Source organism: Metasolibacillus sp. FSL H7-0170, assembly GCF_038593115.1.
Taxonomy (GTDB): domain Bacteria; phylum Bacillota; class Bacilli; order Bacillales_A; family Planococcaceae; genus Metasolibacillus; species Metasolibacillus fluoroglycofenilyticus.
Window position 1 is genome coordinate 1,691,563 of sequence record NZ_CP151964.1, and the last position, 20,053, is coordinate 1,711,615.

A 20,053-nucleotide genomic window follows, 5' to 3' on the forward strand; every position below is an offset into this window, starting at 1 on the left:
CATATTTTTCCGATTTTTTTGTGGAAGTTAACCTTAAACCGTCACGTCCTGTGACAACGGTTAACTGACCTGCATCATGCAGACCTCCCTAACAGTTTACAACACAATCGCCTCGCCAATATCGTAAAGATATAGTATTTTTTCTTTTACCTTTACTTTATTAACCATTTCAATTGCCTCGCTATAAATTTGCAGTTGTATTTGATAACGTTTTGCCATTTCCTCTGTTAAAGCTGGCTCAACGTTAAATGGAGGACGAATTTTATCTGTTTTATAGTCTAATAATATCCATTGTCCATCTTCCTCAAACAAGCAGTCAATAACCCCTTGAACAATTTGGCTATCACCTTCATGATCCGTTCTACTTATTGTAAAAGGTACTTCTCTCAAAAGTTTCTTCGCATTCTTAAAACGTGTTCCGACTGGGGAGTTAAAAAACGCCAATACTTTTTCCATATTGATAAGAGCAGCCTCGTCCTTTGTTAATAGTTCTCGCTCCACTAAACTAGCGACAAACTCATTTGCCGCATCAAGTGATACAAAGCCCTGCTGTGGCACATGTTGCATAATCGAGTGAACAACTGTCCCCATTTCTGCGGCACTTAGTGCTTTCGCCTGTATAAAACTTGGACGTTTTGCAATGGATGCTTGTTGCATCACTTGTGGATTATAAACGATATCTTCCTCCTGCTGCAATGCCTCGAAGCGTTTAATTTCGGATACAGACGTTTTCGATTTTTTAACTGTCGCTTGTCTATGCGGATATGTTGCAGTAAAGCGTTCTGTCAGTACTTCAACAAGCTGCTCGTCCACCTCGTCATCGACTAGCATTTGCACGAAAGATTCCTGCTCCTCTGTCCCTTTCAATAGCGTTGCTGATAAAACTTTGACTGACCATAGTGAAGCTTTTTGCCCTGTGACCTCACTTCCTCCAAATACCTCGTCCTGTACCGTTCTTGTTAAAAAATCGGGGTGGCTAACGAGCGCAGGAGCGACCCAATCTAAAAATGAATTGGCACTAGCTCGCAAATAATTTGGTAACAATGTTTTCGGTGCTAGGTTTTGTAACGCTTCCCATTTGTCTAGCTTTCTTTGCCAGTTTTTCACTGTACCTAGCAAAATTAAATGCTCTTTTGCACGTGTCATTGCTACATAAAGTATACGCATTTCCTCTGCTTTAAGTTTTGCTATTTTCTTCTCTTTCATAGCTAAATACGGCAAGGATGTAAACATCGTGCGTTCTTCTGTATTAATCGCCTTTACAGCAAGACCGAAATCTTGATCAAATAAATAGGAGCCTTTAAAATCCTGCTGATTGAAGGGTTTCGCCATACCAGCAACAAAAACAACAGGGAACTCTAATCCCTTTGAAGAGTGAATCGTCATTAAACGCACGACATCATCACCTTCTCCAATCGATTTGGCAATACCCAAATCATCCCCTCGCGATTTCATTCGATCTACAAAACGTAAAAACCGAAACAGACCGCGGAATGAAGTTTTTTCATATGCAAGCGCGCGGTCATGCAATGCTCTTAAGTTTGCTTGGCGTTGTTTGCCATTTGCCATTGTGCCAACAAGCTCATAATAATTTGTATCTAAATAAATAGTCCAAACTAAATCCGCAAGCGAGCCTCGCCGTGCTAGCTGACGCCATTTTTCTAATAATATTAAAAAATGTGCTAGCTTCTCTGCAAGTTTTGCATTGGATGGCTGCTCCATAAAAGCTGTCAAGGCTTCAAAAAACGGTACATTGCGCTTAGCTAAACGCACTTCGGCTAGTTCATTTTCAGTTAAACCGAAAAATGGCGCGCGCAATGTTGAAGCGAGTGGGATATCCTGATACGGATTATCAACAATTTTTAAAACATTTAATATAATCATTACTTCTAATGCCTCAAAATAACCTTTGGAGGATTCTGAATAGAGCGGAATACCTGCCAACTTGAATTCCTCAGCAAAATCAGCAGACCACGTCATAGAGCGCATTAAAATAACAATATCGCTGTAGCGAATAGGTCTTGTAGTACCATCCTTCGGGTTAAAAATAGGCAGCTCTTTCTCAATCATATATTGAATTTTTTTAATCATATAGCGAGCTTCTTGCTGCGAGATTTTGAGCTCCTCTAGCTCTTCATCAAGCTCTATCTCCTCCTCTTGCTCTGTATATTGGTCAAGTACAACAAATTCGACAGGAATATTTGCCTCGCTATAGTGCGCACGGAATTTTAACGCTGCTTGCTCATCATAGTCAATCTCCCCAACTGTTTCATCCATCACTCGCTCAAATATATAGTTCGTTGCCTCTAGCACCTCTTGGCGGCTGCGAAAGTTCGCATTTAGATCAATTTTCAATCCTGTATTTTGCGGGTTTTCAGCAAATTCTTTATATTTGCGTAAAAATAAGCGTGGTTCAGCTAATCGAAACTGATAAATGGATTGTTTAACATCGCCGACCATAAATAAATTCCCATTCGCTTCATCATTACTTTTCACAAGCTGTAAAATCGTTTCTTGTAATAAATTTACATCTTGATATTCATCTACAAGCACTTCTTTAAAACGCTGCTGAAAATCCTTTGCTACTGCTGACGGCTGCATGCCCTCCTCTGTTTGCTCAGTCAATATTTCCAAGGCATAATGCTCCAAATCGGAAAAATCCACTAATGCGCGTTCCTGCTTAGCTACTTTAAACGCTTCACTAAAAACTTTCACAAGCTTTACAAGCGTCTCGATAACTGGCTTCATCTGTCTTATTTCACTTAATAAATGATGTGGTTGGCGCACAAAAAATGTTTCTTTAAGGGCTTTGACAATGTCCTTCGCCTCGTCCCGATGATTTTTAGCAATATCCTTAATTTCTGGGTCTGCCTCATCCGATTTCTTGATAGACGGAAGCCTACTCCATTGTGCTTTTTGCATATGCTCATGCACATCTTGCCATGTGCTATTATTTAGCTTGTCAATTGCTACTTGTACGAAGGCTAACTCCTCCGCTACTAAGGCGCTATATGCACCTAATCCAAAATTACCATCGGCATAGCGCTGCATTGCTAATAAATTATTTTCAGCAGCATGTAAAGAATGTAAAATTGATGTTTTTAACTGTGGAACAAATGCTAAATCATCAATGGCAGCATCCTCTGCAATATCATATTCCCGCGCTAATGTGTCGAGCCATTTATATGGCTCAGGTTGTACACGTGACATATTGTAAAGCTGCTCCAATAGCACTTCTATTTCTTGATCATGACGATCTGAAGAAAAGCTATCAACAAGCTCGTACACCTCCGCCTGCGCTAAATTCCCGTCATCACTATACGCCTGCTCCAATATAGTAGAAAGCACATCATCCTGTAATAAAGCTACCTCATCTTGGCTTGCTATGCGGAACCCAGGATCAAGATCAATCATATACGCATATTGACGACAAATTGCTAAACAAAAAGAATGTAATGTTGAAATTTGCGCTTTATTTACTAAGCTCAATTGACGTCTTAAAAATCGGTTATGTGGGTCCTTCGTGATTTCTTTCTCCAATGCGGCAGCTAAGCGACTACGCATCTCAGCAGCCGATGCGTTGGTAAAGGTTACGACTAGTAGCTCATCTACATCAAGTGGCTCCTCTTTAGCGATAATTTTTTGGATAAGGCGCTCAATTAAAACAGCCGTTTTTCCCGAGCCGGCTGCTGCCGATACGAGCGTATCCTGACCAGTTGCCCAAATTGCCTTCCATTGCTCATCTGTCCACTGCGCATCAGTCGGTTTCTTCGGTATCATTAATGTCACTATAGCCACACTCCTTTTTTACTCGTGCAATCAATTCATCAGTCTTTTTCACCGTGAAATGATTATATTGTTGCTGTCCATCTGATGGATCGAATTGGCATATTGCCTTGAACTGACAATAATCACAGGCTGTCCGATTTTTTAATTTATATGGATAAATTTCAGTAGCACCTGTAAATATTTTATTGCCCGCCTCCTTATGCTTTTCAATCACGAAATTCTGCAAAATCGGCATCGTCTGCACATCAACAGTTTTTGAATATGCTCCAATTGCACCTTTTGATGTCATACTCACAGGAATAACTGGTGACTTTTTCTGTTCTAATAAATTTTCATCCATCGCCTCTAACACGGGAATTTCATTTATTAAAAGCCCTTGCATTCGGTATTTTTCAAGGCGCTGTAGCTCACGCATCTGCTCATCCACATATTCCTCCAAGCGCACGAGAGGGTCATGAACATGCACATATAATACTCCAGCAGGCGTCACAGTCACTTCCTGATTTTCAGGCAATGCCAATAACTCTTTCGCATTTTTCACAGCGACATCTAAATACGTTAGCAACTGCAACGAAATCCCATGATAGACCTCATTTAAGTCTAAATCGCGACTTGACGATTTATAATCGACTATACGTAAATGCAATTGACCATTTTCCTCATAAGCATCAATGCGGTCAATTTGCCCACGCAAATACATTTTGCGCTTATTTTCAAGTGGTATTTCTAACGGAGGAAGTGGAGTTATTCCTTTTTTTGTCGTTTTATCATCCGCTTTACCAAATGGTTTTTCATGAACAATCGGTTTAAATTTTGCAACTTTCGCATGCTCTGTTAAAGCAAATAACGTTCGTGCAACAACTCGAATGAGCTTCTCCTTAATGTATAAATAACGTGAATTGCTCTCTAAAATACGATAAGAAAATATATGAACAAGTGGCTCCACTGCCTCTCTTGCCTTTTGCAAGCATTCTCTATAGTTTGCTGGTGGCACCTCGTTCCCCGTTAAAATGCTGCGTAGCGCTTCATGAAATAAATCACCCATTGCAAAAGTTTCCAAGCGATATTCAGCACGTTCCTCTAATCGCAACCCATAAGTAGCAAAATGCGCGTATGGACAGCGATAAAATTTCTCGATTCGGGAAACACTTGCCTGCAATTCCTCACCATAAAGCCTATCGGTAATAGTAGGCTGTAAGGGCTCAGCTTTATTCATTGTATATAAAGGCTTCGTTACAAATTGCAACATTCGCTCCCATTTTGGGTAACCAAGGTAAAATGCGTGTAGTGCACGCCACTCTGCAGATAGTGCTTTTGTCTGCTCAGCCTCTTTTAACTGTGTCGCTAGAAAAGCAAGCGATGCCCTCGGATGGCGTAAATAAGATAAAAGATGACGCTTATCAAACTCCTCAATCGGGTCTATGAATACACGTCTATGCGATAATGTACGCTTGTCCTTAACGGTAAATAATTTATGCAAACGATTAATATAGAGCGACGGTAGCAGGCTTTTTCCTTCTTCATCCGCACTAGCAAATGTAATGTACAGTCTGTCAGTTGGAGAAGTAAGCGCACGATAAATTAAAAATGCCTCCTGCAATAGCTTACTTTTTGCATTTGGTGCTAATTCATAATCAAGGCGCTCAAAATAAGCACGATCGGCATCTGTTAATAGCCCCTCTTGATCGATGCGCATCGGATAAACACCATCATTCACACCGATAATAAACACAGCTTTCATATTATCAAAGCGTGAATATTCTAATGTGGCAACAGTCACCTCATCAATTGCCGGCGGGATATTGGAAAATTGCAATGAATCATAGCCTTCATCAAGTATTTGTGCCGCCTCTTGCAATGTTATTTGCTGCTCACCAAACATTAAAACAAACTGGTCAAGTATATTCACCCAACCATTCCATACTTGGTCATGCTCACTTGCAAAATCAAGTGCAGCCGTTTCAAGCTCTTGTTCTTTCATTATTTGTAACTTTTCATAGAGCTGTAAATGTTCAGCATAGTCATACAAAGCCTGTCCTATTTCTAAGCCTGTTTGCGCTTCCTTCAGAGCTTGTTCTAACATAAACAACGGCTCACGTACAATGTCACGCGCCTGCTGTAACAATTGCTGCATTTCAAGCTCTTTATCGGTTTGTATTGCCCCTATTTTATCTAACACACGGAATCTGCGATATTGCCAAATCTCTTCGTCATGCCAACGCTTACCGATAATCCCCTTCGCTATAACAAAATTTTCAAGCCTATCTAGCTGCTCCCGATTGTATTTTTTTTCCGCATGTAATGGGAAAAATAAATCTGTTTTCACTGCTCGAAAAACAGGCTCATATTGCCAATTTGAAATTACTGCCTCTAAGGAAGAACGCATAAATTCAACAAATGGATGATGCAGCATTGGTCGCTTTTCATTCGTAAAGAACGGAATTTCATGCTGCTTGAAAATTGTCGCAATAAGTGGATCATAGACATCCGCTTGACGATACATAATACCAATATCTTTATAACGCATTTGCCCCTCTGTGACGAGAGCAATTATTTCCCGCGCAATACTTTGAACTTCCGCACGTCGATTTGTACCTTCAATAATATGCACTGCTCCTGATGCCGATTGTACTGCGGGTACCGCTGCATGAAAATTCGTCTCAATATGTAATAAATCGGCTTGTGCTGTACGATAATTCACTGCTAAATGCACGCGGTTTTCCACTTCAATATGATGCTGTGTTGCAAAATCTATTAATTTATCATAGGTGAAAGCCGCACGATGAAATAATGCTTGTGGATCTGCTGCATCTTGCACATCCTCAAAAGGCAAAACAATCGTTACGCGTTTTGCTAGCTGCAATAATTGCTCAACAATCGCAAACTCCCTTATTGTAAATGCCGTAAAGCCATCTATAAATATTTCTGCCTGCTGTATTTTTTCGGAATTTTTCAATTGCTCAACTAAAATTGGATAAAAGCCTTCTCCGTCTACATAGCTCTCTCCAATGCTTTCCTCTAGCTGCTGCAAAATAATTTGGAAGTCCTTCATTTTTGCAATTAATGTATGAGCTGCTCCATATACCTCAAGCTCGTTTATTAAATTAACAATGGAATTGCTCGTCACATCATATTGACTGAACTCACGTAATAACTGCTCAATATCCTGCGTGAATCCTCGCTTACTAGCAGCCTGCGTAAAAATCGAAAACTGCTCCTTATTATCCTGTAAAATACGACGTATTAACATTCGATAGCCAAAGCTATCAATTTTATCGCGAGCAACGCCTCCAGTTTCCTGCAAAATAAACCAAGCTAAGCGTTTAAATGTTAATACTTGCGCTCGTATCATTCCATTAATATCATAACGATTCGTCAAATCATACTCTGTTTTAAATGACATTTGATCAGGAACAATGACAAATAACGGCGCACCGAAAGGATTATCCTTTAAATGCTGCACAATTTCTTGATGAAGCAATGTCGTTTTTCCCGTTCCAGCTCGACCTGAAATAATGCGTAAAGACATATTGTCCCCCTCCTCGTACTACTATTATATAACAGAACACATGTTTTACCATAATGAAAAATAAGGCTGCTGGAAAGCAGGGATGTCCTACATTTCCAACAGCTCACTAAGAGTGACTTTCTTTACTTACTGCTCGTAAATCACGTTCCACTCGTTTATTTAATTTATTTTCAATCCATTTTCCAATAATCCATAGCAGGAAAACTCCACATATTGTGAGAATTAACTTTAATGGATGTGTTAATATTGCACGTAAATCATAGCCCAATCCACCTGTCACAGCAATCATAACAAATTTCCCGATAATAAGCCCTATTAAATAGTAGTGCTTGCGGATATTGGATAATCCTGCCACGATATTAATGATAAAGGCTGGTGAAAACGGGAAGCAAAGAAGCACTAATATTGGGGCTAGTCCCCTCATATCTACCCATCTAATTAATGTTTGCACACGCTTATTTTGTACAACTCGTTGTAGCTTCGGGTGCTTTCCAAATTTGCGTGCTATTAAAAATAATCCGTAAGCTCCGATTACAGCACCAAGCCAAGAAATAAGACCTCCCACAACAATGCCATATGCATTCACATTGGCTACGACGATAACAACGAGCGGTAATACAGGAATAATAGCTTCGATAGCAGTTAAAAAGATGCCAAAAATCGGCCCTAATAAATGATAATGCTCTATTAAATTTTCTAAATTTGCAATTGTAAACCAATCCTTCATTGGCTGTCACCTCTATATCTATTACAGGGTCGCTCCCTATTTCATCGGGTTGCGAATCGGTCGAAGCTTCACTTTATAGTTATTTTAACATACGAATGTCTAATTATTTTCTAACATTGTTCAACATTTTTCGCCATTTTTACAACTATATTTTACACAATATAGACGTGAAACATACACTTTAGTTGCGATGAAAATTACAAAGAGCTGTCGAAAATGGCGGGTTCAAGCCTGCTTTTTCGACAGCTCTTTGTTAATTTACTAACAGTAAACCTATTTTATAATGATCGTTACTATGAACAACATGCTGTGCCAAACGCACTTCATTTTGGTGATTTAATATTTCTAAGCGACAGTGAGCAGCATTCACCTGCAGCGCCTCGTATAATTCACTTTCAGTAAATACTTCCTTACCATTCACTTTGCGAATAACTTCCCCAGCAACTAAGCCCATTTTTTCAGCCGGTGAGTTTGGCAGTACGCCAGCGATAATAACACCGCTAGATAAGGGAGCGACTGCATAACGGTCCGTTCGCTCCTGAATTTTATAATAAAGACTAATAAATAAACGTAAAATAGCTGCACTAATTAACGTTATAACACCAACTAAAGGTATAAAGTACGAGGCTAAACCGCCAATTAATACGAGCTGTGCCAAAATAAAAACGGAGCGACTATATTTCGGATAAAAATAGACTGGTAAAGTACGTTTTGTCATTTGCTGAAAGCCAAAAACAAATGGAAAAAGCACGAGCGAAAATTCTTTAGCACCTAAGCTAAATTGTGGCCACCAAGGAATATAAGCAGCAATTGCGTCACCTGGAATAATGAAAAAAAGTGGTACGACCGAAATGCTCTTACTAAAATAAGTGACGGCATTTCTACCTCGCTTTGTTTGCTGCACTACAGGTGAAGCAAATCGTGGTCCAGCAAGACGAATAAAGCGTGCCTCTACAATTAATAACATTCCAGCTAATAAAGCAACCGTCATTGCAGCCCCATTTTCATATGAAAAGCCCTTGAATGTAAAGTTTAGTACAGTAAATGTTTGACCAAAGTAAGCCATCCCAGCAAGCACACTAAAGCTAATCGCAATTGTTACGATAGGTGATAATAAATGGAATATAAAAGCGATAGTGGCTAATATGCTGACAGCTATTAATAACAATAAAAATTCATTTGGAACAACTAAGCCAATCGCCAATATAAGGACAGAAATAATGAGGCTTTCCATCCAGTTTATTTTCAGAAAGCTCGTTAGCTCTGACCATCCATTTAAAATTCGAATTCTAAAAAAACGGCGCTCCCTTTTCACGCGGCGATACCCAAGATAAACTGCAAAAAAAGCAGCAATATACAATAATGGATTCATAACAAAGCGTAAAACTGCCATAAGTACTTCTATAATGATATCTATATACACAACTTCACCTACCAAGCTTCATCTTTTTCATCAAATATGGGATATCCGATAAGTCATACAGTTGCCTGCTTATTGGACATTAACGATAGCGTTTTGGCAAAGAATTGCCTATCGAAAAAGTAGGCTTTCTTTGACAGCGAGAAAAACACAGCGTTCAGCGATGCTTCTCTTAAGTACAAAAGGACGGGATGAAAATTATCAATCACGCCCAAATTTTTTTAAGCTAATTAAAGGAATCTGCTGAAAAAAGTGAAAATTCATTCGCCTTTTCAAATAGCCCTATAACTTCTTATTGATTGAAGGTTCACTTTATATTGTAGCAAAACACCCGCCTATTGCGTAGCATAATTTGTAATAGGATTATCCACTGAAAATCGACTCCCGCAAAATCTCTTGATATAAAGTGAAACTTCAATCAGTGGATGGTTTTCTCCACGGATTGTTAGTTGAACCAATCGGGCTTTTACAGGCAGTTGACCTCCCACTTATCCTTAGCGTATTTTTTACTTAAGTCTTGAAGTGGGAGTTTTAATGCCTGTTAATGCGGGATAAAGTGAAACTTCAATCAGTGGATGGTTTTCTCCACGGATTATTAGTTGAACCAATCGGGCTTTTACAGGCAGTTGACCTCCCACTTATCCTTAGCGTATTTTTTACTTAAGTCTTGAAGTGGGAGTTTTAATGCCTGTTAATGCGGGATAAAGTGAAACTTCAATCAGTGGATGGTTTTCTCCACGGATTATTAGCGTCCGAAAAGCTATGCATGGCTTTTCGGACGCCCTATCGCCTTACTTGCGGCTATCTAATTCATGCAATAAAAAGCTAATTGCCATTTCTAACTGCAAATCGTGCTCTGGCTTTTCCTTATAGGAAAGGGCCTCCTTTTGCAATGCAGCAAAGAAGCTTTCCTCTAACTCTTCTCCCGCTATCAAATTGTGTTTTTTGCGGAACTGCTGTACCACTTCGGCTGTTTCCTCATCGAAAAACCCATCCTGCCGAGCGACTGAATAGCCAAGTTCATTTAACACGTTTTGAACGTAAGCAATTTCCTCACTGAAATCACCTTGCTTGAAAGTCCCTACTAACGGCATCATTTCTAGCGCGAAGAGCGGATGTTGCTTTACCTCGATATCTGGTAAAACGCCCTTTCCATGAATCCAATCCTTCGTTGGTGTTAACCATTTATTCGTTGAAAGCTTCACTTCACCGCCATTTTGTAGCTCCCAAGATTTTTGGACTGTTCCTTTGCCAAAGCTTGTATTGCCAATAATCGTCGCCCGCTCCCATGCCTGCATTGCAGCGGCAAATACTTCACTTGCAGAAGCACTTCCTTCATTTTGTAAAATGACAATCGGCTTTGTTAACGAGGCAATTTGCTCTGGTTTTGTCGCAAGAGGCTCTAATGCCCCCGTATTGTTTTGCATATAGGCAAAAATACGCTCCCGATTTTCCAATGTACTAATAATTTCTGCAACACTATGCAAATAACCACCCGGATTATCACGCACATCAACAATCCAGCCTTGCACGTCACTCTTTTCTACTTCTGCAACAGCATTCTTCCATTCCTCTGCTGTTTTTTCACCAAACATGCTAAGTGATAAATAACCAAATGATTCCTCGGCACGCTCTATAACAGCGGCCTCCACAGTTTCATTTTTTAGCGCTGCACGCTCAATCGTCAGCTTAATATGACGTTCTGCCTGTGGTCGGTATAAAACAAGCGTTACCTTTTGTCCAATTTTGCCTTGCATTAGGCGCATAACATCGCCCATCGTTTTACCATCAAGTCGCTCGTCATCAATTTGAACAATTTCATCTAATGGACGCACTCCGGCTTGCTCAGCAGGTGAATCTTTAACAGGTGAAACAATGACAAATTTACCGTGCGTTTCCGCTAGCTCCACACCGATGCCGACTCGTTCGCTTGCAAGTGACTGTCTATGTATAGCAGCCTCCTGTTCGCTATAATATGTGCTATACGGATCTTTAATTGCTGATGCCATACCACGCAATGCACCTTCTACTAATACATTCGAGGTTGTATCATAAACAGATTGCTGTGAAATAATTGAATACAATTCATCTACAACTGCGAGCTCCTCAGTTGGGGCCTTTTTAGCAAATAAAAAGTCATTATTCCATAAATACAAACTACCTCCCACAATGGCAACGACACAAAATAATAAAACAATTCGGCTTTTGCGCATCTACTAACCTCCTACTAAACAAATTATGAATAATAGTAGGAAATGATACGTCCTGTTGCTTTATTTTAATTTCGATGCATATAGTTGCAATGCCTCTAAATCAAGTGGACCAGTAATTTGATGCTGAACACGCCCTTCCGAATCAATCATAAATGTGGTAGGAATCGCAAGTATTTTATATGTTTCCGCAATGTCTTTTGATTGTGCAAGTAAAACAGGAAACTGCACATCAAAGCCATTAACGAATTGCTGAATTTGTTTATTAGAGCCATCCTGATACGTTAAATTAACAGCTAAAATTTCTACATTATCTGTAGCGGCATACTTTTTATAATAATTTTGCATATGTGGCATTTCTGCTTTACATGGTGGACACCAAGTTGCCCAAAAATTAATCATTACTTTCCTTCCACGATAATCTTCCAATGACACCGTTTGTCCATCAAGTGTTTGCAATGTAAAATTAGGTGCAAACTGCCCTTTCTTCAAACCTACCAACTCAACTTCTTGTCCAATCGTCGCCTCAGCAAGCCTTTGACTATCTTCAACTTGCCCTTTTATATATGTCACTAACGCAATCGTTACTAGTAAGAGCACGAGCAGCAAACTCATTGTTTTTTTCATCAAGTATCCTCCCAAAATATGAAAGGCTACCTTGGAAGATTTAAATTTCCTCGGCAGCCTTTATGCTCTTCAAATCAGTTCCGCCTTAGCTAACTTTAGTCTGGATTCAGCTTTAGGTCCATTCGATGTGGGACAGTCAGCCGTTATTAGAACTAAGTGTGTGCGTCCCGCCAGCTATTGAGGTGGCAGTGTTCTGCTGAAAGAAGTTAAATTATAGCGGAATATAGCGCAGTGGATTTACCGAACCTACACTTTGTCCACGCCAAGGTCCAATATGAATTTCAAAATGTAAATGAGGTCCTGTTGAACGACCCGTACTACCCATCGAACCAATTCTTTGTCCTTTACTTACCGTCTCACCTACACTTACGTTATAGCCACTTAAATGGGCATATACCGAAGTGAATATTTGACCATCAATTGAATGCGTTAAAATAATCACATTACCATATGTAGATAATGGGGCAGCATAGGAAACAACTCCGTCTGTTGCTGCAACAATTGGCGTTCCTGTTGCATTTGCTAAATCAACACCATAGTGGAATTCTGTACCATAGCCAATATTACGCCAGCCATAGCCAGATGTTAAACGTCCGTTTGTAGGCTTTGTCCACGTACCAGAGGACACGACAGGAATATTATTATTTGCCATTTCACGTCGACGCTGTAATTCTTGCTGACGAGCAATTTCTGCAAGGCGGTTTTGCTCTGCAATAATTTGCTTCTGCAATTCCTCCTCTATTTGCAGTGCTTCTGAATACTCAGCCTCTAGTAAGCGCTTTTCATCTTTCAGCTTTTCTTGCTCACGCTCTAGCTCATCAATTAATTTATTTTTATCCTTCTTTTGAGTATCTAAAGAAGCACGTAACCTTTCAAGCTCTGCTTGATTTTCTTGCAATTTCTTTTTCTTATTTTCTAAAATAAGCTTTTGTTCCTCTAAGCTTTCAATATCTCGTTTTTGATCGCGCATAATTTGGCGGTCCGCCTCCATTAATGTGCTAACAGCCGAGAAACGGTCAATAAAATCAACAAAGCTATTGGCGCCAAGAAGCACGTCCAAATAAGAAACTGTCCCATTTGCCTGAATTGCGCGCATACGCTCACGCAATAATTCATCGCGCTGCGCAATTTTGTCCTCTAGCTCCGCAATCGCTTCCTCAAGCACGGCAATCTCTTGATTAGCTATTTTGATTTCTTCGACAACAGCATCAATTTCATTATTTGTTTGCACAATTTTTTGATCAAGTGCTTCAATTTGTGCCAATATCTCCTGCTGTCTTTTTTCGTTTGAACTAATTTCAGAGCTTGTTTCATTAATGGAGTTCGTTATATTTGTTCTCTGCTTTTCTACTTCATTTTTTTTGCCCTTTAAATCATTTAACGTATTTGCCGAAACTGCTGGCATTTGCACAACAAGCAATAACGCTAGAATGATTGCTAGCCACTTAAATGTTGCTGACTTCAATCCGATAAACTCCTTTCTACTATTAATTACACCTCAGCTAACTCTAGTCCAAACTTCTCGAGCTAGTTGGTAGAAATTAACCTAAAACTGTGACGACACATGCCAATATTTAATTGAGAAATGTTAAACTTTTAAAAACTTGCGTACGGACATAAAGCTACCCCATACCCCAATTAATATACCAATAGCGAGAATTAAGCCGTTTACTTGATAAAGTAAAGGGGTCGTAGGCAAAATTTGCAGCATTTGCCCTTTTAAACGTGGCAACAGTATTTGATAAATATTGTAATAGGCAACCGATACTGCAATGATTGGAATGATTGAGCCTAAAATACCAAGCCACATACCTTCTAAAACAAATGGAATACGCACAAATGAATTCGTTGCACCGACAAGCTTCATAATTTCAATTTCATCTCTTCGTGCAACAATCGTAATGCGAATCGTATTTGAAATTAAAAACATTGCTGTGAAAAGCAGGCCTAAAATAAGCGCTAAACCTACGTTTCTACTAATTTTAATAAAGTTAAAAAGATTCTCTACTTTTCCTTCACCGTATTTCACTTCATATGTATTATCGAACTTATCAATCGCTTTTGCTACATTTGCTGTTTCGTGTGGATCGACTGCCTTTACATATAAAACGTTGTGTAACGGGTTGTTTTGCTCATACAAGCTAAGCTCATCTCCAAAATCTTTAATGAGCTTATCAAGTTCTTGTCCTTTTGAAGAGTAGACAACTTCAGCTACTTCAGGTAGGTTATGGATTTCATCTATAAGCTGGTCTTCGGCTAGCTTTGCCTCTTCAGGATCCGCGATTATATCAATATAAACACGTATTTCAACATCATTTTCTAAATCTGTTGCAACTTTATTTAAGTTCATCATGATGACTGCGAATACACCAACAAGTAGCAATGTTACAGTTACTGCACTAATCGAGGCAAATGTCATCCAGCCGTTGCGTCCTAATGATTTAAAACTTTCTCGGAAATGTCGGCGAATTGTTCTACCCTTCATAGCCATAATCACCTCCGTACTCATCACGAGCAATCATACCGCCCTCAATCGCAATTACACGTCGACGAATCGTATTGACAATTTCTCTATTATGCGTCGCCATGACAATTGTCGTACCACGCGCATTAATTTCTTCAAAAATATTCATAATTTCCCATGACGTTTCAGGGTCGAGATTTCCTGTAGGCTCGTCCGCAATCACAACTTTAGGCATGTTCACAATAGAGCGAGCGATAGCTACACGCTGTTGCTCCCCCCCAGACAACTCGCTAGGAAGCATACGTACTTTATGCTTAAGACCAACAAGCTCTAAAACCTCTAGCACGCGTTGACGAATCTTTCTAGGCTGTTCTTCAATAACCTCCATTGCAAACGCCACATTTTCATACACTGTTAGCCGTGGCAATAGCTTAAAGTCTTGAAAGACAATCCCTAAATGTCTGCGCATTTTCGGAATGCGGCTTTGCTTTAATGTCGTTAAATTTATACCATTTACAATTACATCACCAGAAGTTGCTTTTTCTTCACGATACATTAATTTTATAAATGTAGACTTCCCTGCACCACTTGGACCGACAACATAAACGAATTCACCTTGTCTTATATCAACAGTGATACCATTAGTAGCTACAACACCATTCGGATATTTTTTTACAACATTGTTCATTTGAATCATTTTTTACCACCTAAATTTCGTCATATCACAAGTTGACAATTTTTTTACTCTTCCTCATTATAACATTGTATACGCTTCTTGCTATTACATTTTCATGTCAATATAGATTGATTTTCACGTACCCTTGCAAACTACGTCTTAGAGCGTTTTAACGCCTCCTACTTTGCAACAATTATTACAAAATATTTCGCGATAAAGTGCATTATAAATCAGCGTTATAGTTATGTATAATACTAAAGTCATAATTCGCTCATAAAAAATAGGCTGCCCGAAAAGGCAGCCTTGTTTTGCAAAGACAAATTAATTTACGTTTCTTCATTTAGGTGAAACACCACTAAACACAGTGTTTCTCCCTTTTCCAAAGAAAGCTCTCTCATTTAACGGGCGTATCTTGAAGACGCCCTTTTAATTATTATGGTAGCGAACGATTACTGAGCCTGTACGTGTTTCACCTAGTAGTTTTAAAACAGGTGCACCTTCAACTGTTTTGCTGAAGTGTGCTGTTTTTAATAAAAATTGGTCTTCGTTTGTGCTGACAGTGACATCTGGCAGACCAACATCTGTTTTTCCAAAGTTTGTCGTTACACGCCCATCTAACGATAAGCCTTTTGGTACATAGAGCTCCACTGTACCAGCTACAGCCGAGCCCTTTAATTTACGAGCTTTGTCAGAGCTTGTCGTTAATGTAACAGCACCATTAACAGATTCCGCTTCAATTTCCTGAATATCCCCATCGATATAAATGCGACCATTTACTGACTCTGCCTCTAAATCTTCCCCCTTCACTAAACGAGCTTCAATCATGCCATTACCAGAATTTAAGTCTGCACGCTGGAATTCTGATTTTTCAATGCGAATTGCCCCATTATACGTTTTTAATTTTAGTAAAGTAGAGTGAATATTGCTTGCCGTCATACTACCATTCAATAAACGAACGATTAAAATATCATAGTGCTTTTCCGGTACATGAAGGTGTAAATCAACAGATGACATTTTTACTGCTGTTGCAATCGTCAGCTTGCCATCATTCAATGTGACAAAATCATTTGTAAACTTAGCAATTGTTTGTTCCTCATCATTATCGGATTTCGTTACTTTTACATGAGCTTCCACAAGCACCTTATCATCTGCCGCTTTTTCAAGCGTCAGCTTACCGCTTGGTAAATCAATTTCAAAACCTTTTACTTGCTCTGCATCGTACACATATGTTTTATTAAACTCTACTTTTTCGCCAAATGGAAACTCAAAATCGAATTCCTTCACCTTTGAAAAAGCACCGTTCATTAGGCCCATCATGCGATTGCTAAATTGAGATAAATCTTCTTTTAAATCATTCATAAATTCGTTCATTTTATGATTTGCTTCTTTATCATTGAACGCTTTATTAAATAGGTCCTCAAAACCGGATGTTGTACGCTTTTCTGAATCATCAACCTTACTAAAGTCCTCGCTTTTCGCCTGCTGCTCCTCTACTTTAGGTGCGACTGGCATCGTCGCTTGTCCAGACTCATCTTTCCCTAATGCTTCTAGTAATACAATGGCCTCTTCTGCTGAAATTGTTCCGTTTTCAACTAATTTTAAAATACGTTGACGTTCACTTTGCATATTAAAAAGCCTCCCTCTGATTTGTATACTAAGTTATACGCCCGAGGGAGGAAAAAGGTTTCATGTTTTTTTATCAAAAATAGCTTAGAAAAAACCTATACAATCTACAGAATTTACGATTTTGCTACCATATTAGCAATTTGCTCTGCCATGCGCTTACGATCGCGCTCTAAAATCGGCTTTAAATAACGTCCGGTGTGGCTCGCCTCATTCGCACAAATTTCCTCAGGTGTACCTGTTGCAACAATAGTTCCACCTTTGTCGCCACCCTCTGGACCTAAATCAATCATATAATCAGCTGTTTTAATCACATCTAAATTATGCTCAATTACGAGTACTGTCTCACCATTATCAACAAGTCGCTGTAGCACGACTAATAAGCGAGCTATATCGTCCGCATGTAAGCCTGTCGTCGGCTCATCTAAAATATAAAATGACTTTCCTGTTGAACGACGATGCAGCTCAGAGGCTAACTTTACGCGCTGTGCCTCTCCTCCTGATAATGTCGTTGCAGGCTGTCCTAGCTTCATATAGCCTAAGCCAACATCCACAATTGTTTGTAGCTTGCGATGAATTTTTGGAATGTTTTCGAAAAAGACGACCGCATCCTCAATTGTCATATCAAGCACTTCAGCGATATTCTTATCTTTATATTTCACTTCTAGCGTCTCTCGATTATAGCGTTTGCCGTGACATACCTCGCATGGCACATATACATCTGGTAAAAAGTGCATTTCAATTTTTATAATACCATCACCACGACAAGCCTCACAGCGACCACCTTTTACATTAAAGCTAAAGCGCCCTTTTTTATAGCCGCGTACCTTCGCCTCATTCGTCACAGCAAAGACGTCGCGTATATCATCAAAAACGCCTGTATAAGTTGCAGGATTGGAGCGTGGTGTACGTCCAATTGGTGACTGGTCAATATCAATGACCTTTTCTAACTGCTGAATACCATCTAGCGATTTATGCGCTCCAGGCTTTACCTTTGAGCGATTCAATTTTGACGCGAGCGATTTATATAATATCTCATTAATAAGCGTAGATTTACCAGAGCCTGATACACCTGTTACAGCAATAAATACGCCAAGTGGAATATCGACATTCACTTTTTTCAGATTATTTTCGCTCGCACCTTTAATGACAAGCTTGCGGCCATCCGGTTTGCGTCGTTCAGCAGGTAGAGGAATAAATTTTTTACCGCTCAAATACTGCCCCGTCAACGATGAATCATTGCCCATGACCTCTGTTGGCGTTCCTTGCGCAACTATTTGTCCACCATGCACACCTGCTCCCGGTCCAACATCAATAATATAATCTGCTGCAAGCATTGTATCTTCATCATGCTCTACGACAATTAATGTATTTCCCAAATCACGCATGCTTTGCAGCGTCGTGATTAAACGGTCATTATCGCGCTGATGCAAGCCAATCGATGGCTCGTCTAAAATATACAGTACACCTGTTAAACGTGAGCCAATTTGTGTAGCTAAGCGTATGCGCTGTGCTTCCCCACCTGACAAAGTCCCAGCCGCACGTGATAAGGTTAAATAGTCCAAGCCAACATTTACTAAAAAGCCTAGTCGTTCATGAATTTCACGTAAAACTAAACGCGCGATTTGCAAATCTTTATCCGATAATTTTAAGCTATCAAAAAACGCATTTGCTTCCGAAATAGAAAACTGCGTTACTTCACCGATATGCTTGTCGCTTAACTTCACCGCTAGCGTCTCTGGCTTTAAGCGGTACCCCTTACAGGCTGGACATGGCTGCTCTGCCATATACTTTTCCATTTGCTCACGCACATAGTCTGAGGACGTATCACGAAAACGACGTTCTACATTATTCAATACACCTTCAAATTCAATTAATTGGCTACGCTTATGCCCAAACTCATTTTCATAATCAAACTGAATTTTTTCCTTTCCAGAGCCTTTTAACACTTTATCCATTTGTGGCTTTGGTATATCTTTAATTGGTACATCCATTGGAATACCGTAATGGTTACATACCGCTTTTAATAATTGTGGATAATATTGAGAACTCGTCGGCTCCCACGGCGCAATAGCATGCTCAAGCAACGTTTTATCCCAATCTGGCACAACTAAATCCTTATCTACCTCACGCTTCATCCCTAGCCCATCACAAGAAGTACACGCACCAAATGGGCTATTGAAGGAGAACATGCGTGGCTCTAGCTCTCCGATAGAAAAACCACATTGTGGACATGCGTGATGCTCGCTAAATAAAAGCTCCTCATGCTCCATCACATCGACAAGTACACGTCCCTCAGCTAGACGTAATGCAGCCTCTAATGAATCACTTAAACGTGCGGCAATCCCTTCCTTCATTACAACACGGTCAACGACAACCTCAATAGTATGCTTTTTATTTTTATCCAACTCAATATTGTCGTCTAAATCGCGAAGCTCCCCATTAATACGCACACGCACATAGCCTTGCTTTTTCAAGTCCTCCAATAGCTTTACATGCGTTCCTTTACGTCCTTCAATCATCGGTGCAAGAAGCTGCATTTTTGTGCGTTCAGGGTATTCTATTAAGCGGTCAACCATTTGTTCAACTGTTTGTGACGTAATAGGCGTTCCATGTGTTGGACAAATAGGTGTACCGATACGCGCGAATAATAATCGTAAATAATCATAAATTTCCGTTACTGTTCCAACAGTCGAGCGTGGATTACGACTCGTTGTTTTTTGGTCAATTGAAATTGCTGGCGACAAGCCCTCAATCGTATCAACATCCGGCTTATCCATTTGTCCTAAAAATTGGCGTGCATAAGCAGATAGTGACTCAACATAACGGCGCTGCCCCTCAGCATAAATTGTATCAAATGCTAATGAAGATTTTCCTGAGCCAGATAACCCTGTTAAAACGACTAGTTGATCACGAGGAATTGTTACGTCAATGTTTTTTAAATTATGTGCCCGGGCACCTTGTACAACGATTTCTGTATTTTTCAAG

11 protein-coding genes are annotated in these 20,053 nt (G+C 39.7%); all 11 read right to left on the minus strand.

The annotated features are described in order from the left end of the window. Positions 1 to 96 precede the first annotated feature (96 nt). Positions 97 to 3,789, minus strand: coding sequence for a helicase-exonuclease AddAB subunit AddA (gene addA, locus MHH70_RS08015; protein WP_342473002.1), 3,693 nt, complete (start codon positions 3,787 to 3,789; stop codon positions 97 to 99). Beyond that, positions 3,758 to 7,318, minus strand: a complete 3,561-nt coding sequence (gene addB, locus MHH70_RS08020; RefSeq protein ID WP_342473003.1) for a helicase-exonuclease AddAB subunit AddB — start codon at positions 7,316 to 7,318, stop codon at positions 3,758 to 3,760. The genes addA and addB overlap by 32 nt, the downstream gene beginning before the upstream one ends. 106 nt (positions 7,319 to 7,424) lie before the next feature. After that, entirely contained in the window at positions 7,425 to 8,045 is a 621-nt protein-coding gene (locus MHH70_RS08025) for a TVP38/TMEM64 family protein (RefSeq protein WP_066165126.1), read from the minus strand. A 253-nt stretch (positions 8,046 to 8,298) separates the two neighbouring features. Continuing rightward, a complete protein-coding gene (locus MHH70_RS08030) occupies positions 8,299 to 9,468 on the minus strand; it encodes a PDZ domain-containing protein (protein ID WP_154098177.1) in 1,170 nt (389 codons plus the stop codon). A 788-nt stretch (positions 9,469 to 10,256) separates the two neighbouring features. Then, positions 10,257 to 11,678: a S41 family peptidase gene (locus MHH70_RS08035; protein WP_066165123.1), complete on the minus strand. Its 1,422-nt coding sequence runs from the start codon at positions 11,676 to 11,678 to the stop codon at positions 10,257 to 10,259. 60 nt (positions 11,679 to 11,738) lie between these two features. Then, complete coding sequence (locus tag MHH70_RS08040) at positions 11,739 to 12,302, minus strand: redoxin domain-containing protein (protein ID WP_342473004.1); 564 nt, start codon at positions 12,300 to 12,302, stop codon at positions 11,739 to 11,741. 211 nt (positions 12,303 to 12,513) lie between these two features. Continuing rightward, entirely contained in the window at positions 12,514 to 13,767 is a 1,254-nt protein-coding gene (locus MHH70_RS08045) for a peptidoglycan DD-metalloendopeptidase family protein (protein ID WP_066165117.1), read from the minus strand. A gap of 123 nt (positions 13,768 to 13,890) precedes the next feature. Continuing rightward, entirely contained in the window at positions 13,891 to 14,787 is an 897-nt protein-coding gene (gene ftsX / locus MHH70_RS08050; RefSeq protein ID WP_066165205.1) for a permease-like cell division protein FtsX, read from the minus strand. Then, positions 14,777 to 15,463 carry a cell division ATP-binding protein FtsE gene (ftsE, locus tag MHH70_RS08055; RefSeq protein ID WP_066165112.1) on the minus strand — a complete coding sequence of 229 codons (687 nt, stop codon included), beginning with the start codon at positions 15,461 to 15,463 and terminating at the stop codon, positions 14,777 to 14,779. The genes ftsX and ftsE overlap by 11 nt, the downstream gene beginning before the upstream one ends. A 405-nt stretch (positions 15,464 to 15,868) precedes the next feature. Further along, a complete protein-coding gene (locus MHH70_RS08060) occupies positions 15,869 to 17,068 on the minus strand; it encodes a DUF4097 family beta strand repeat-containing protein (protein WP_066165109.1) in 1,200 nt (399 codons plus the stop codon). A gap of 113 nt (positions 17,069 to 17,181) precedes the next feature. Beyond that, complete coding sequence (gene uvrA / locus MHH70_RS08065; RefSeq protein ID WP_066165106.1) at positions 17,182 to 20,052, minus strand: excinuclease ABC subunit UvrA; 2,871 nt, start codon at positions 20,050 to 20,052, stop codon at positions 17,182 to 17,184. Position 20,053 lies beyond the last annotated feature (1 nt).